General features: G+C 74.9%; 13 protein-coding genes. 10 read left to right on the forward strand and 3 right to left on the reverse strand.

Annotated features, from left to right (window positions below; genetic code table 11):
• Positions 1–101: 101 nt before the first annotated feature.
• The 10 genes from OO54_RS15220 to OO54_RS15265 all read left to right on the forward strand — a co-directional run bounded on the left by OO54_RS15220 (position 102) and on the right by OO54_RS15265 (position 11,332).
• Positions 102–1,358 carry an ATP-grasp domain-containing protein gene (locus tag OO54_RS15220; protein WP_033203414.1) on the forward strand — a complete coding sequence of 419 codons (1,257 nt, stop codon included), beginning with the start codon at positions 102–104 and terminating at the stop codon, positions 1,356–1,358.
• Entirely contained in the window at positions 1,355–2,188 is an 834-nt protein-coding gene (locus OO54_RS15225) for a Rossmann-like domain-containing protein (protein ID WP_033203416.1), read from the forward strand. The genes OO54_RS15220 and OO54_RS15225 overlap by 4 nt, the downstream gene beginning before the upstream one ends.
• Positions 2,185–3,291, forward strand: a complete 1,107-nt coding sequence (locus tag OO54_RS15230; protein ID WP_033203417.1) for a PLP-dependent cysteine synthase family protein — start codon at positions 2,185–2,187, stop codon at positions 3,289–3,291. The genes OO54_RS15225 and OO54_RS15230 overlap by 4 nt, the downstream gene beginning before the upstream one ends.
• Positions 3,288–4,346 carry a dipeptide epimerase gene (locus OO54_RS15235; RefSeq protein WP_033203418.1) on the forward strand — a complete coding sequence of 353 codons (1,059 nt, stop codon included), beginning with the start codon at positions 3,288–3,290 and terminating at the stop codon, positions 4,344–4,346. Before OO54_RS15230 ends, OO54_RS15235 begins: the two co-directional genes overlap by 4 nt.
• Positions 4,343–5,602, forward strand: a complete 1,260-nt coding sequence (locus tag OO54_RS15240) for an MFS transporter (protein ID WP_033203419.1) — start codon at positions 4,343–4,345, stop codon at positions 5,600–5,602. Before OO54_RS15235 ends, OO54_RS15240 begins: the two co-directional genes overlap by 4 nt.
• A complete protein-coding gene (locus OO54_RS15245) occupies positions 5,599–6,441 on the forward strand; it encodes a class I SAM-dependent DNA methyltransferase (RefSeq protein ID WP_051786963.1) in 843 nt (280 codons plus the stop codon). Before OO54_RS15240 ends, OO54_RS15245 begins: the two co-directional genes overlap by 4 nt.
• Positions 6,442–6,505: 64 nt before the next feature.
• Positions 6,506–8,128 carry an ABC transporter substrate-binding protein gene (locus OO54_RS15250; protein ID WP_033203423.1) on the forward strand — a complete coding sequence of 541 codons (1,623 nt, stop codon included), beginning with the start codon at positions 6,506–6,508 and terminating at the stop codon, positions 8,126–8,128.
• Positions 8,125–9,078, forward strand: a complete 954-nt coding sequence (locus tag OO54_RS15255; protein WP_033203424.1) for an ABC transporter permease — start codon at positions 8,125–8,127, stop codon at positions 9,076–9,078. The genes OO54_RS15250 and OO54_RS15255 overlap by 4 nt, the downstream gene beginning before the upstream one ends.
• Entirely contained in the window at positions 9,075–9,869 is a 795-nt protein-coding gene (locus tag OO54_RS47395; RefSeq protein ID WP_106970025.1) for an ABC transporter permease, read from the forward strand. The genes OO54_RS15255 and OO54_RS47395 overlap by 4 nt, the downstream gene beginning before the upstream one ends.
• Positions 9,866–11,332 carry an ABC transporter ATP-binding protein gene (locus OO54_RS15265; protein ID WP_051786970.1) on the forward strand — a complete coding sequence of 489 codons (1,467 nt, stop codon included), beginning with the start codon at positions 9,866–9,868 and terminating at the stop codon, positions 11,330–11,332. The genes OO54_RS47395 and OO54_RS15265 overlap by 4 nt, the downstream gene beginning before the upstream one ends.
• 78 nt (positions 11,333–11,410) lie before the next feature.
• On the opposite strand, the gene OO54_RS15270 is transcribed toward OO54_RS15265, so the two are convergent.
• Genes OO54_RS15270 through OO54_RS15280 form a run of 3 tightly spaced genes read right to left on the reverse strand, consistent with a single transcriptional unit; the run spans position 11,411 to position 14,668 of the window.
• A complete protein-coding gene (locus OO54_RS15270; protein ID WP_033203428.1) occupies positions 11,411–12,484 on the reverse strand; it encodes an acyl-CoA dehydrogenase family protein in 1,074 nt (357 codons plus the stop codon).
• 28 nt (positions 12,485–12,512) lie between these two features.
• The gene (locus OO54_RS15275) at positions 12,513–13,499 is read right to left on the reverse strand and encodes an acyl-CoA dehydrogenase family protein (RefSeq protein WP_033203430.1); all 987 of its coding nucleotides are present in this window, start codon (positions 13,497–13,499) and stop codon (positions 12,513–12,515) included.
• Positions 13,499–14,668, reverse strand: coding sequence for an acyl-CoA dehydrogenase family protein (locus OO54_RS15280; protein WP_033203432.1), 1,170 nt, complete (start codon positions 14,666–14,668; stop codon positions 13,499–13,501). The genes OO54_RS15275 and OO54_RS15280 overlap by 1 nt, the downstream gene beginning before the upstream one ends.

Genomic DNA, 14,668 nt, shown 5'->3' on the forward strand with positions numbered 1-14,668 from the left:
CGATTATCGATAAGGTCCCCTTCGGTCAAGCGAACGCGCCCTGCCCGGCGCTGCCCGCATGACCGCTTCGCACCTCAACCGCGCTGTGAAAAGGGGAAGTCGTGGCTCATCTGTTGATGGTCGAGAGCTGGGTCGGGTCCATGAGCAGGCTGCTGCCGAGAGCCATGCGCGAGGCGGGCCACGAGTTCACCTTCCTGACCCGCGACCTGCACCACTACCTGCGCTCCGCTCCCGAAGGCGCCGCCCACCCGCTCCTCGGGGCCCGCCACGTGCTCACCGCGGAGACCAACGACACCGACGGCCTGCTGCCGTTCGTCGAGCGGGCCCACGAGGCCCTGCGCTTCGACGGAGTCGTCACCTCCTGCGACTACTACCTCCGGACGGCCGCGCGGATCGCGGGACGGCTGGGACTGCCGGGCCCCACGCCCGAGGCGGTCGAGAACGCGTGCCGCAAGGACGCCACTCGCCGGGTCCTCGCCGAAGCGGGCCTCCCCGGACCGCGGTTCGCGCTCTGCGCGGACTGGGCCGAGACGGCCGCCGCGGCACGCGCCATCGGCTATCCGCTGGTCCTCAAGCCGGTGGACCTGTGCGCCGGGATGTTCGTGCGCCGCGTCGACGACGAGACCGCCCTCGCCGACGCCCACCGCGCGCTCGCCGCCTTCCCCGTCAACGCCCGCGGACAACGCCGCGACCCCGTCGTGCTGCTCGAAGAACTCCTCGACGGCCCCGAGGTGAGCGTCGAGACCGTGTCGTACGACGGCGCCGTGCACGTCGTCGGCGTCACCGACAAGAGCGTCGGCGGCGAGCCCGCGTTCATCGAGACCGGCCACATGTTCCCCGCCGCCCTGGACCCGGCGGACGCCGAAGCGGCCGCGGAGACCGCGCGGCGGGCACTGAAGGCCCTGGGCCTCGACGGGGTCGTCGCCCACACCGAGATCAAGCTGACGGCCGACGGGCCCCGGCTCGTCGAGGTCAACCCCCGACCCGCCGGCAACCGCATCACCGAACTCGTGCGCCACGTCACCGGCATCGACCTCGCCGCCGCCTGCGTGGACGTCGCCCTCGGCCGCGAACCGGACCTGCGCCGCCGCGCCACCGGACTGACCAGCGCCGCGATCGGCTTCCTCGTACCGGACGAGGACGGCGTCCTGGAGGCCGTCGACGGCGCCGACGCGGTCCGCGCGGCGGACGACCTCCTGGAACTCCGGCTCGCCGACCCCGGCAAGTCCGTCAAGGCCGCCGGCAGCAACAACGAGTACCTCGGCCACGTCATGGCCGGTGACGCGCGGGGCCCGGGCGCCCGCGACCGCGTCGCCTCCCTCCTCGCCCAGCTCCGCCCCCGGGTGGTGACCCGATGACCGCGCTCACCGAACTGCCCCCCGCGGCCGCCTCGTACGACGACCTCGTCGAGCGCGTCCTGGCCGGCGGCTACGGCCCCGACCCGCGCACCCGGCGGATCTCGGTGGCCTTCACCACCCGGCAGGCCGTACGGCACGAAGGGCGCGGCTCCGGCTACCGCAACGAGGTGCTGAGCCTGCGCCTCGCGGAGGCGGTCGGATCCTGCGCGGTCGAACCGGGCGAGCTGCCCGACGGCGCCGTCGAGGAATGCGTCGGCGCCGACGTCGCCCGCCTCCTGCGACACGAGCTGGCGCCCGTCCGGGTCGCCGCCCTCGACGCGTACCTCATGCACGCCCTGCCGCACGGCCCCGGCAACGGCGGACACCCCTGCCCACTGCCCGCCGGCACGTCACTGGAGAAGTCCCGCGCCCGGGCCGAGGCCGTCGTGGACCTCGTCGGGGCCGAGCCCGGGGCGACCGTGCTCGTCGTCGGCGTCGTCAACTCCCTCCTGGAGGCCCTGCGGACGCGCGGCCTCTCCTACGTCCCCTGCGACCTCAAGGGCGGCACGACCGAATGGGGCGAGCAGGTCCGCACCGACGCCCTGGCGGAGCTGGACCGCTGCGACGCCGTCCTCGCCTCCGGCATGACCCTCGGCAACGGCAGCTTCGAACCGCTCCGCCGGCACGCGCGCCACCACGGCATCCCCCTGGTGATGTTCGCCCAGACAGGCAGCGCGATCCTTCCGCGCCTGATCGGATCGGGCGTCACCGCGGTGTGCGCGGAGCCGTACCCCTTCTTCTGGCTGGACGGCGGTCAGGGAACCGTCCACCGCTACGGAGGCACCCTGTGACCACGGCCGTCCTCGGCTCCGCGCGCACCGCGGGAAACCGGGAGCTCCTCGCCCTGCTGGGCCGTACACCGCTCGCCCGCGTCACCGTCGACCTGCCCTGCCCACAGCCGGGCTTCTGGGCCAAGCTCGAAGGACTCGGCGTCGGCGGCATGAAGGCGCGCGCCGCCGTCTCCATGCTGCTCGGAGCCGAGGAGCGCGGCGAACTGCTGCCGGGCGCACCGGTCGTGGAATCCACCTCGGGGACGCTCGGCATCGGACTGGCCTTCGCCGGACAGGCACTCGGCCACCCGGTCGTGCTGGTCGGCGACATCGAGCTGGAGCCCTCGATGCGGCAGCTGCTGCGCGCGTACGGCGCCCGCCTGGAGCTCGTCGACCGCCCGGCGGCCGAAGGCGGCTGGCAGGCCGCCCGGCTCGCCCGACTGCGCGAACTGCTCGGGCGGCTTCCCGGCGCGTACTGGCCCGACCAGTACAACAACCCCGACAACACCGCGGGTTACGCCTCCCTCGCGGCCGAACTCGCCACCCAGCTCGACCACCTCGACGTGCTGGTGTGCAGCGTCGGCACCGGCGGCCACAGCGGCGGGATCATCGGACCGCTCCGACGCCACTGGCCCGGCCTGCGGCTCATCGGCGTGGACGCCACCGGCTCCACCATCTTCGGCCAGCCCGCCAGGCCCCGCCTCATGCGCGGCCTGGGCAGCAGCATCCATCCGCGCAACGTCGCCTACGACGCCTTCGACGAGGTCCACTGGGTCGGCCCCGCCGAGGCCGCCGACGCGTGCCGCCGGCTGGCCCGTTCCGCCTTCGTCAGCGGCGGCTGGAGCACCGGCGCCGTCGCCCTCGTCGCCGCCTGGGCCGCCCGCGTCCACCCCGGAGCCGTCGTCGCCACCGTGTTCCCCGACGGCCCCCAGCGCTACCTCGGCAGCGTCTTCGACGACGACTTCACCACCGCCCACGGCGTCGACCCGGCCACCGCCGCCACCCGACCCGTCGAGATCCCGCACCCCCGGGCCGTGGAGGCCACCGGCTGGGCCCGCTGCGGCACCGTCACCGATCCGCTCGCGCACCGGCCGAGCGCCACCACCCCGGAAGAGACCCCGTGAAGTCCCGTCAGCGCACCGTACGTCTCGAACTCGCCGAGCCGCTGCGCATCTCCCGCTCCACGATGGCCGCCCGCGACGCCGTCTGGCTGACCGTCGAGCACGACGGGCGGCGCGGCCACGGAGAGGCCGTCACCAGCGTCTACTACGGACTCGACACCGACACCCTGGAACGGCTGCTCCACGCGGAATCACAGTGGCTGGCCGGCTTCCACGACCCCGAGACCGCCCTGGAGGCCGTCCAGGACGGCACCCGCCGGGCCGCCGCCCCTCCGGCCGTCACCGCGGCCGTCGAATCCGCGCTGCTCGACCTCGTCGGCAAGCGCGCGGACCTCCCGGTCCACCGGCTCCTCGACCCCCGGGGCGCCCCGCCCCGCGCCACCACCGCCCGCACCCTCGGCATCACGCCACCGGAGCGGGCCGGGGCGCGGGCGGCCCGCCTCGTACGCGACGGGTTCACCGTCCTCAAGGTGAAGGCCGGCGCCCCGGACCCGGGCGACGACCTCGCCCGCGTACGGGCCGTCCGCACCGCCGCGCCCCACGCCCGGCTGCTCCTCGACCCGAACGGAGCGTGGACCGTACGGGAGGCCGAGCGCCTGCTCCCGCTCTTCGCGGAGCTGGGCGTCGAGGCCGTCGAACAACCCCTGGCCCCCGGCGATCCCGAGGCGCTCGCGAGGCTCGCGGAGCGCTCGCCGCTCCCCGTCGTCGCCGACGAGGACGCCGTCGACTTCGAGGACGTCCGCCGCCTCGCCGGACGCGTCCAGGGGATCAACGTCAAGCTGGCCAAGTGCGGCGGCGTCGGCGCCGCCCTCCGCATCGCCGAACTGGTGGCGGACACCGGAACCGAGCTGATGCTCGGCTGCCTCACCGCCAGCACCCTCGGCATCGCCCCCGCCGTCCACCTCGCCCACCGCGCACGCTGGGTCGACCTCGACGGCCACCTGCTGCTCGCCGACGACCCCTGGGCGGGCATCGGCGGCACCGACGGCACCGTGCGGGCGAGCCGGCACCCGGGCCTCGGCGTACGCGAGCGCGCCGCCCGGGAGGCCGGGACGTGAGGACCTGGCACGAGATACGCGGCTTCCCGATAGCCGTCCGGCTGCTCCTCCTCAACCAGCTCGGCGTCAACACCGGCTTCTACCTGCTCGTCCCGTACCTCGCCCTGCACCTGACCGGGGACCTGGGGATGTCGGCCGCCGTCGTCGGCATCGTGCTCGGCGTGCGCAACCTCAGCCAGCAAGGGCTCTTCATCATCGGCGGCACCGCGTCGGACCGGCTGGGAGCGCGCGGCGTCATCATCGCCGGATGCGCCCTGCGCACCGTCGGCTTCGGACTGTTCGCCCTCGGCGACGGACTGCCCGTGCTCCTCGCCGCGTCCGTGCTCAGCGGCCTGGCCGGAGCCCTCTTCAACCCCGCCGTGCGGGCCTACCTCGCCCTGGAGGCGGGGGAGCGCAAGGCCGAGGCGTTCGCCCTGTTCAACGTCTTCGCCACCACCGGCGCCCTGATCGGGCCCCTGCTCGGCAGCGCCCTGCTGCTCGTCGACTTCCGGGCCTCCGCGCTCACCGCGGCCGGGATCTTCGCGGTGCTCACCGCCGCCCAGGCCCTGGTGCTCCCGCCCCGCCGGGTCGCGCCGACCGGCAACAGCGTGCTCGGCGACTGGCGCGAGGTGATCGGCGACCGGGGCTTCCTCGCCTTCGCCCTGGCCATGGTCGGCATGTTCACCCTGGAGAACCAGCTGTACCTGCTGCTGCCCGACGCGGCCCGCCGTGCCACCGGCCGGGAGGGCGCCGCCGGCCTCGTCTTCCTCGTCGGCACCCTCGCCCACCTCGGGCTCCAGCTGCGCCTCACCGCAGCCCTCAAGAGACGTGGAAACAGGGCGCGTTGGATCGGCTCCGGGCTCGTGCTGATGGGACTGTCCTTCCTCCCGCCGGCGGCCGTCGCGGGACACGGCGGCACCCCCGACGGCCTCGCGGACGCCACGGCGCGCGTGCTGCCCGTCCTGGCCGGCGTCCTGCTGCTGAACCTGGGCGTGATGCTGGCCCAGCCGTTCGTGATGGAACTGATCCCCGCCTTCGGCCGGACGGAACTCACCGGCACCTACTTCGGCCTGTTCTACGTCGTCTCCGGCATCGCCGCCGCCGTCGGCAACGCGCTCGTCGGCTGGGCCATGGACGCCGGCGGCCGCGCGGACACCCCTTGGCTGCCCTGGGCCTGCTGCGCCGCCTTCGGCCTCGCCTCCGCCGCCGGCATCGCCCTGCTGCACCGCCGCCGCGTCCTGCCCGCCCACCCCGCCGCCGTACCGGCCACCGCATGAGGAGCACCCCACCCTTGACCTTCACCACCGCGAACCTGCTCACCGACCAACCGGCCCTGTACGAGGCGCGCTTCCCCGACCCCGAACGGCTCGCCGGACGCTGGGCCGAGGACCGTCTGCGCCGGTACGGCCCACCCGGGCCCCGCGTCCTGGACATCGGCTGCGGCACGGGCCGGGACGCCGCGCACCTCCACCGGGCCGGCCGCACCGTCACCGGTGCCGACCTGTCCGAGGCGATGCTCGCGCACGCCCGCGCCCGGCACCCCGGGCCCGCGTACGTCCGGGCCGACCTGCACGGCTTCGACCTGGGGGAGCGAAGCTTCGACGCGGTGGTCTGCCTGGACAGCGCACTCCTGTACTGCCACACCAACGACCAGCTCGACGGCTTCCTCACCTCCTGCCGCCGGGCCCTCGCACCCGACGGCCTGCTCGTCGCCGAGATGCGCAACGGCGCCTTCTTCCTGGGGCGTACGGAACTCCTCTCGGCCCCGGCCGTCGCCGGATTCACCTGGCAGGGCACCGCCTACCGCTCCACCACCACCCTGTCCGTGGACAGGACGGCCCAGCTGCTGCGCCGCACGCGGGTGTGGACCGCGGACGACGGTTCCCCGCCGGTCGAGCAGCGGTCCGCGTGGCGGCTGCTGTTCCCCCAGGAGCTGCGCCACGTCCTCGCGGCCCACGGCTTCGAGGTGCTCGCCCTGTACGACGGCCCGGGCCCGCGCACCGAGCCGCGGTGGCAGGAGGGCGACCTCCCCGCGGCGACGGCCGACGGCGACCGGCTGCACCTGGTCGCCCGCCTCACCGCCACCCCCGATGCCCCACCGGGCCCCCGGCCCTGACGCCGTCACCGGTCCCCGAACCCCGCGCCATCCATCAGCCCGCACCACAGCAAGGAACAAGATCATGAACCACCCTCCCGCGCACGACCACACGGCGAACGACCCGCGCTTCCCCGGACTCCGCAGACGGGGCTTCCTCACCGTGGCCGCCGGAGCCGCCGGCCTCGGCGCCCTCGCCCTGACGGGCTGCGACGCTTCGGGACCGGCCGGCGACGCGAAGGCCGGCGACAGCGCCGCGGCCGGCGGCAGGCCCCGGCGCGGCGGACGCCTGCGTGCCGCGTTCGCCGGCGGCGGGGCGAGCGAGACCCTCGATCCGCACCTCGCCAACCTCTTCGGGGACGTGGCCCGCGCCAAGGCCCTCTTCGACAAGCTCGCCGACTACGGCCCCGACCTGTCCGCCAGGCCGCGCCTCGCCGCGCGATGGGAACCGAACGCGGGCCTGGACCGCTGGAAGGTCACGCTGCGCGAGGCCGCCTTCCACGACGGGAAGCCGGTCACCGCCACCGACGTCCTGTACAGCTACCGGCGCATCACAGACCCCGAGAAGGCGTTCCGGGCCAAGGCGTCCCTGGAACCGATCGACCTGAAGGCCAGCCGCGCACTGGACGAGCGGACCGTCGAATTCGTCCTCAAGCGGCCGACCGCCGAATTCCCCAACGTGCTCGCCGCGTTCGGCGCGTACATCGTGCCCGGCAGGGAGCAGGACTTCGACCGGAACCCGGTCGGCAGCGGCCCCTTCCGCCTGGTCTCCTTCGCCCCCGGGAAGTCGGCCGTCCTCAGGCGCAACGACGGCTACTGGGACGGAGCCCCGTACCTGGACGAACTGGAACTCCTCGTCGCCAACGAGGAGTCCGCCCGGATCAACGCCCTCCTCGGCGGCCAGATCGAGTACGCCCACGAGCTCGACCCCACCACCGCCCGGGCCCACGAGGGCGGGGGCCGGGTCGAGATCATCCGCCTCCGCAACAGCACCATGCAGGCGTTCGCGATGAAGACGGACCGCCCGCCGTTCGACGACAAGCGCGTACGGGAGGCGTTCTTCCTGATCGCCGACCGCGCGGAGCTCGTCGCCGGCGCCCTGTCCGGCGCCGGAGAGATCGGCAACGACCTGTTCGGGAAGGGGTACGAGTACTACGACGCGAGCCTGCCCCAGCGGGAACAGGACCTCGACCGGGCCAAGGCGCTGCTCAAGGAGGCCGGAGCCGAGGGCCTCGAGGTCACCCTCGACACCTCGCCCGTCGCCGCCGGATTCACCGAGGCCGCCACCATCTTCCGCGACCAGGCCGCCAAGGCCGGCGTCACCGTCACCGTCAGGACCGGCAGCAAGGACAGCTACTGGAAGGACGTCCTCGACTCCGGCACCTTCTGCTCCTACCGCTCCGGCGCCATGCCCGTCGAAGCCCACATCTCCCAGCGCCTGCTCACCGAATCCACCACCAACGCCACCAAGTGGCACCACAAGGACTTCGACGCCCTCTACCGGCAGGCGCAGTCCACCAAGGACAAGGCCTCCCGCGCGGCCGTCTACGCCCGCATGCAGCGCCGGCTGCACGCCGAAGGCGGCTTCCTGGTCTGGGGCTTCGCCGACTGGATCCTCGGCACCGCCCGCCACGTCCGGGGCGTCGAGACCAAGGCGCCCGCCAACTCCCTCGACTGGGCCCGCTTCGACAAGGTGTGGCTCGCGTGACCGGACCACGGTCCTGGATCGCCCGGCGGCTGCTCCTCGGTGCGGCGCAGACGGCGGCCGTCGTGCTGCTCGTCTTCGCCCTCACCGAGGCGCTGCCGGGCGACGCCGCCGTCGCCCTCGCGGGCGACCAGCCCGACCCGGAGCGCATCGCCGCCATCCGCGAGGCGATGGACCTCGACCGGCCCGCCCTCGAACGACTGGCGGACTGGACCGCGGGACTGGCGCGCGGAGACCTCGGCACCTCCCTGGCCTCCGGGCGGCCCGTCGGCACGTACATCGCCGACGGCTTCGGCCCCACGCTGCTGCTCGCCGCCCTGACGGTCGCGCTCCTCGTCCCGACCGGCGTCGGCCTCGGCGTCCTCGCCGCCCGTCACGAGGGCCGGTTCACGGACCGGCTGGTCAGCTCGCTGACGCTCGGCGTGTACGCCGTGCCCGAGTTCGCCTTCGGCGTGCTCCTCGTCACGGTCCTCGCCCTGCGCCTGGGCTGGGTCCCCCCGACCGCCGTCGGATACGGAACCGACCTCCTGGCCCACCCCGCCGCCCTGGTCATCCCCGTACTCGTGCTGCTCTCCCGCCCGGTGTGCTCCCTCGCCCGGCTGGTGCGCGCCGGCATGATCGACGCGCTGGACTCGCCGTACGCGGCACACGCACGCCGCTACGGCGTCCCGGGCGTCCGCGTCCGGTACGGCCACGCCCTGCCCAACGCCCTCGCGCCCGCCACCCAGCAACTGGCCCGCACCGTCGACTGGCTGCTGTGCGGTGTCATCGTCGTGGAGGCGCTGTACGTGATCCCCGGCCTCGGCACCGTCCTGATGAACGCGGTCGCCGAACGGGACGTGCCCGTCGTCCAGGGCCTCGCGGTCGTCTTCGGCGTCACCACCGTCGTGCTCAACCTCGGCGCCGACCTCGTCGCGCGCCGGTTCGCCCCCAGGACGGAGGCGGCCGCGTGAAGTCCCGTTTCGCGCTCGGCGCCGTCGTCGCGGGCGTCCCCCTCGCCCTGGCCCTCGTCGGACCGTGGGTCGCCGGCGGCCCCGGGCCCCGCGCCGCCTCGTTCACGCTCGGCGGCGGACACCCGCTCGGCACCGACTTCGTCGGTCGTGACGTCTGGGACCAGGTCCTGCTGGGAGGGCGCTCGGTGGTGCTCGTGGCGCTGGCCGCGACCGCCGTCGCCTACCTCGTCGCGTTCCCCCTCGGCGTCGTCAGCGCCCTCACCCACCGCGCCTGGCTCGAAGAGCTGCTGATGAGGCCGCTCGACGTGCTCCTCGCCGTGCCGTCGCTGCTGATGATCCTGCTCGTCGCGGCCGTCCTCACCCCGGGGGCCGCCGGCCTCGCCCTCCTCGTGGCGCTCGTCAACATCCCCGACGCCGCCCGCATCGTCCGGGCCGCGGCGGCCGAGGCGGCGTCGCGCCCGGCGGTCGAAGCCCTCCGGATGCAAGGGGAGACCTGGTGGCGTACCGCCGTCGGCTACGTCGGCCGGTGCCTCACCCGCACGCTCGTCGCCGACGCGGGCGTACGGCTGACCGGTGTGCTGTACCTCGTGGCCACCGCGGCGTTCCTCGGCGTCGGCGTCGAGCCGGACGCCGCCGACTGGGCCGTGATGGTGGACCGCAACCGCACCGGGCTGTTCGTCCAGCCCTGGGCCGTGGTCGTGCCGGCCCTGCTCATCGTCGCCCTGACCATGGGCGTCAACCTGCTCGCGGACGCGGGGCTGGAGAAGAGGAGACGGACGTGGACGCCGTGACCGCGGTCGCCGAGATCAAGAACCTGCGCGTGGAGATCGACGGCCGGGCCATCGTCGACGGGGTCGACCTCCGGGTGCTCCCCGGCACCGTCACCGCGCTCGTGGGAGCGTCCGGCAGCGGCAAGACGACCACGGGCCTCGCCCTGCTCGGCGAGTACCCCGCCGGCGCCCTCGTGTCCGGCGACGTCCGCGCGCCCGACGGCCTGGTCGGCTACGTCCCCCAGCATCCGGCGGCCGTCCTCAACCCCGCCCGCCGCGTCGGCGCCCTGCTCCGGGACGTCGCCCGCGCACAGGTACGGCACCTGCCGCGGAGGGAGCGCCGTACCGCCCTCCGCGAGCGCGTCCTGCGGGCGCTGGCGCTGGCCCGGCTCCCCGACGCCGAGACGATGCTGCGGCGCTACCCCCACCAGCTGTCGGGCGGCCAGCAGCAACGTGTCGTCCTGGCGCAGGCGCTGCTGCTCGGCGCCGAGGTCGTCGTGGCGGACGAACCGACCACGGGTCAGGACCCGTCGACGAAACGGGGCATCGTCGAGCAGTTCGCCGCCCTGGCGAGGGAGGGCATCGCCGTCGTCCTCCTCAGCCACGACCTGGACGTGGTCCGCGCGCTCGCCGACGAGGTCCTCGTCATGCGCGACGGCCACGTCGTGGAGTCCGCGCCGCCCGAACGCCTGTGGCGCGCGCCCCGGCACCCGTGGACGGCCGAACTCCTGGCCTCCGGATCCGGCGCCACCCGCGTCGAGCCGGTGTCCGAGGGCGCCACGACCCTGGAGGTGGGGCCCCTCACCGCGCGCCACGGCCGTACCGCAGTGCTCCGTCTGCCCGGACTCACCCTGCACCCCGGCGCGTGCCTGGCCGTCGTCGGCCGCTCGGGCAGCGGGAAGACCACCCTGGGCCGCTGCCTGGCAGGCCTGCACCGGCACCACGACGGCGAGGTGCTCCTCGACGGCGTGCCCCTCCCGCGCAGCCTGCGGGACCGCACCCGTCAGCAGCTCGCCGCCGTCCAGTACGTCTTCCAGGACGCGCGAGCCGCGTTCGACGAACACCGCCCCGTCCTCCACCAGGTGGCCCGCACGGCCGTCCGGCTGCGCGGGGCGGCCGAGCCGGACGCCCTGGCCGAAGCGCTCACCACGCTCGCGGCCCTCGGCCTCGCCGAGGACCTCGTCCGCCGTCGCCCGGGCGCGCTGTCCGGCGGCGAACTCCAGCGCGCCGCCCTCGCCCGGGCCCTGCTCGCCAGGCCCCGCGTGCTGATCTGCGACGAGATCACCTCCGGCCTCGACACGGTCACCCGCAAGGGGATCCTCGACACGCTCGCGGCCCTCGTGCGCGACCGCGGCGACCTGTCCCTGGTGCTGATCACGCACGACCCGGCCACCGCCGCGCTCGCCGGCCGCGTCGTCGTACTGGACGCCGGCGAACCGGTCGAGGAGGAGGCGCCGGCGCGCCGGGTCATGACGGGCGCGTGACCCGTAGCCGTGCTCCTGGAGGCGGAGCTCCGGGAGACGGTCGCCCACGAGGTCGCCATGGCCGCGGACCGCGGACGGTCAGGCCGCCGGCAGGCCGAGGCCGGCCGCCAGACGGGCGCGGTGCCAGGCGGGCGGGCCGAAGAGACGGGCGGAGCCGTGGGCGCGTTTGAAGTACCGGTGGGCGTCGTGCTCCCAGGTGATGCCGATGCCGCCGTGGAGTTGGATCATCTCGCCGGCCACCGCGGAGAACGCCTCCGAGCAGGCCGACTTGGCGGCGGCGGCGAGGCGGGGCAGCTCCGGGGTGCCCTCGGCGGCGGCGAAGGACGCGCCGAGGGCGGCCGAGCGGGCGGACTCGACCAGCACGTACGCGTCGGCGAGACGGTGCTTGACCGCCTGGAAGGATCCGATGGGGCGGCCGAACTGGATCCGCTCCCCGGCGTAGGCGAGCGTGATCTCCAGACAGCGCGAGGCGGCGCCGACCTGTTCGGCGGCGAGCGCCGTGCAGGCCAGGTCCAGGACGTGCGCCAGCACCCGGTGGCCGCAGCCCTCGGCTCCGACGAGCCGGCCCTCGGCGCCGGTGAGCACGACGCGCGCCTGAGCCCGCGTGGAGTCCATCGTCACGGATGCCTCGCGGTCCACGCCCGGGCCGTCGGCGGACACCTCGAAGAGGGAGACCCCCGCTTCCGAACGGGCCGCCACGAGCAGGAGGCCGGCCTGCGCGCCGTCGAGCACGTGCTCCTTGGCACCGGTGATCCGCCAGGTCCCCCCGGGACCGGGGGCGGCCTCGGCCCGTACCTCGGACGGGTCCCAGGAGCCGTGCTCCGCCCACGCGAGGGTGCCCACCACGTCACCCGAGGCGAGTCCCGGCAGGAGGCGGGCGCACGCCGCGTCGTCGCCGGACGCGAGCAGCGTCCGCACCGCGAGCACCGCGGAGCCGAGGTACGGGACGGGGCTCAGCTCGCGGCCCAGTTCCTCCATCACCACGGCGACCTCCAGGGCCCCGCACCCGGCGCCGCCGTACTCCTCGGGGACGGCGAGCCCCGCGACGCCGATCTGCCGGGTCAGCGGCCGCCAGGCCGCGTCCCCCGGACGGCGCCCGAGCACGGCCCGCACGGCGGACCGCAGTTCTTCCTGTTCCTCCGTCGGTCTCACGCTGCTGCTCCTCTCGGGTCGGGCGGGTTCAGGAGGCGAGGACGCGGGCGCGGCAGGCCGCGGGCGTGCCCCAGGCGTCGCGGAGGGGACGCGCTTTGCGGATCCACAGGGCGAGGTCCAGCTCCTCCGTGTAGCCGACGGCTCCGTGGAGCTGCAGGGCGGTGCGGGCGGCGGCGTACGCGGCCTCGCCCGCCGTGACCTTCGCCGCGGCGATCTCGGCGGAGCGGTGGTCCGCTCCCTCCGCCAGGGCCAGGGCGGCGGAGTGGAGCAGCGGCCGGGCGAACTCCAGGGCGATGAGCGTGTCGGCGAGACGGTGCTTGACCGCCTGGAAGGAGCCGATGGCGACGCCGAACTGGCGGCGCTGTCCGACGTACTCGACGGTCCGGTCGAGGAGGGCACGGCCGAGGCCGAGGCATTGCGCGGCGGTGGCGAGGGCGGCGACCTCGGCGGCGTGCGCGGTCGCGGCGGTCACCGCCGGGCCCTTCGCCAGGACGGTTCCGCCGAGCGGGCGGGCCAGTCGGCGAGCCGGGTCGGCCGAGGGCTGTACGGGCCCGGCGGCTTCCGCCAGTCGTACGGTGTCGCCCTCGACGAGGAGCACGGCGTCGGCGGCGTCCGCGTCCAGGGCGTAGGGCCCGCCGAGCGCCGGCACGCACAGCGAGACGACCGCCTTGCCGGTGGCGATCTGCGGCAGCAGCGCGGTGGCACCGGTGTCGCCCAGCGCGTCGAGGAGCGCGGCCGCCGCGACCGTCTCCACCAGCGGCCCCGGCACGGCGTGGCGGCCCAACTCGGTGAAGGCGACGGTCGTCTCGACCGGCAGGGGGCCCAGGCCGTCGTGCCGTTCCGGTACGGCGAGGGCGAAGACGCCCGCCTCCGCCAGCCGCGTCCACAGCTCACGGCCGGGCGTGGTGTCGCCGGCCGCCCAGGCCCGTACGGCCCCGGGGGTGTCGGCCGCCGTGAGCATGCCGTCGAGGGAGCGGGCGAACTCCCGCTGCTCGTCGTCGAGGAGGAACCGCATCACCGGCGTCCCTTCGGGAGGCCGAGCAGCCGCTCGGCGATGATGTCGCGCTGGATCTCGTTGGTGCCGGCGTAGACGGGCCCGGCGAGGGAGAAGGTGTGTCCTTCGGCCCAGCCGCCGTGCGCGGGCGCGTCGGCTGCCTCGTCGGACAGTTCGCCGTACGGTCCGAGGAGGTCGAGGGCGGTCTCGTGGAGCGCGATGTCGAGCTCGGACCAGAAGACCTTGTTGAGGCTGGACTCGGCGCCGATCGTGCCTCCGGCGGCGATCCGTGAGGCGTTGGCGTAGGTGAACAGCCGGTAGGCGCGGGCTCCGACGACCGCGTCGGCGACCCGGTCGCGCAGGGCGGTGTCGGCCGGGTCGGCGTTCTCCCGCCACAGGGCGGTGAGGCGCTCGGCGGCGGCCGTGAACCGGCCCGGGCTGCGCAGGGTCAGCCCCCGCTCGTTGCCCGCGGTGCTCATCGCTACCCGCCAGCCCTGTCCCGGCGCGCCGATCACGTCCTCGTCGGGCACGAAGACGTCGTCGAGGAAGAGCTCGGCGAAGGCGGGCTTGCCGTCGAGACGTCCGATGGGGCGTACGGTCACGCCGTCGGCGCCCAGCGGGAACATCAGGTACGTCAGACCCTGGTGCGGCCTCGCGGTGTCGGGGTCGCTGCGGAACAGGCCGAAGGCACGGTCGGCGAAGGCCGCCCGGGACGACCAGGTCTTCTGGCCGTTCAGGAGCCAGCCGCCGTCGGTCCGGCGGGCGGTGGAGCGCAGCGAGGCGAGGTCGGAGCCGGACTCGGGCTCGGACCAGGCCTGGGCCCAGATGACCTCGCCGCTCGCCATGGAGGGCAGGACGCGGGCTCGCTGTTCGTCCGTGCCGTGCTCGAAGAGGGTGGGGGCGAGGAGGTTGATGCCGTTCTGGCTGACCCGGCCGGGGGCGCCGGCGGCGTAGTACTCCTCCTCGTGGATCAGCCACTGGAGGATCGACGCGCCCCGGCCGCCGTACTCCTCGGGCCAGGAGACCGCCGACCAGCGGTCGGCGAACAGGGTCCGCTCCCATTCCCGGTGGGCGGCGAAGCCCTCCTCCGTCTCCAGGGAGGGCAGGGGAGTGGCGGGCACGTGCGCGGCGAGCCAGGTGCGGGCCTCGGCCCGGAAGGCGTCCTCCGCCGCGGAGAAGTCGAGGTCCAT

Source organism: Streptomyces wedmorensis (assembly GCF_000716445.1).
GTDB classification, from domain to species: domain Bacteria; phylum Actinomycetota; class Actinomycetes; order Streptomycetales; family Streptomycetaceae; genus Streptomyces; species Streptomyces wedmorensis.

What these genes read in the sequence shown, in the direction of transcription:
- OO54_RS15225 (WP_033203416.1), top strand. Translation starts at nt 1,355, where the DNA reads ATGACCGCGCTCACCGAACTGCCCCCCGCGGCCGCCTCGTACGACGAC.
- OO54_RS15245 (WP_051786963.1), top strand. Translation starts at nt 5,599, where the DNA reads ATGAGGAGCACCCCACCCTTGACCTTCACCACCGCGAACCTGCTCACC.
- OO54_RS15250 (WP_033203423.1), top strand. Translation starts at nt 6,506, where the DNA reads ATGAACCACCCTCCCGCGCACGACCACACGGCGAACGACCCGCGCTTC.
- OO54_RS15275 (WP_033203430.1), bottom strand. Translation starts at nt 13,499, where the DNA reads ATGCGGTTCCTCCTCGACGACGAGCAGCGGGAGTTCGCCCGCTCCCTC.
- OO54_RS15280 (WP_033203432.1), bottom strand. Translation starts at nt 14,668, where the DNA reads ATGGACCTCGACTTCTCCGCGGCGGAGGACGCCTTCCGGGCCGAGGCC.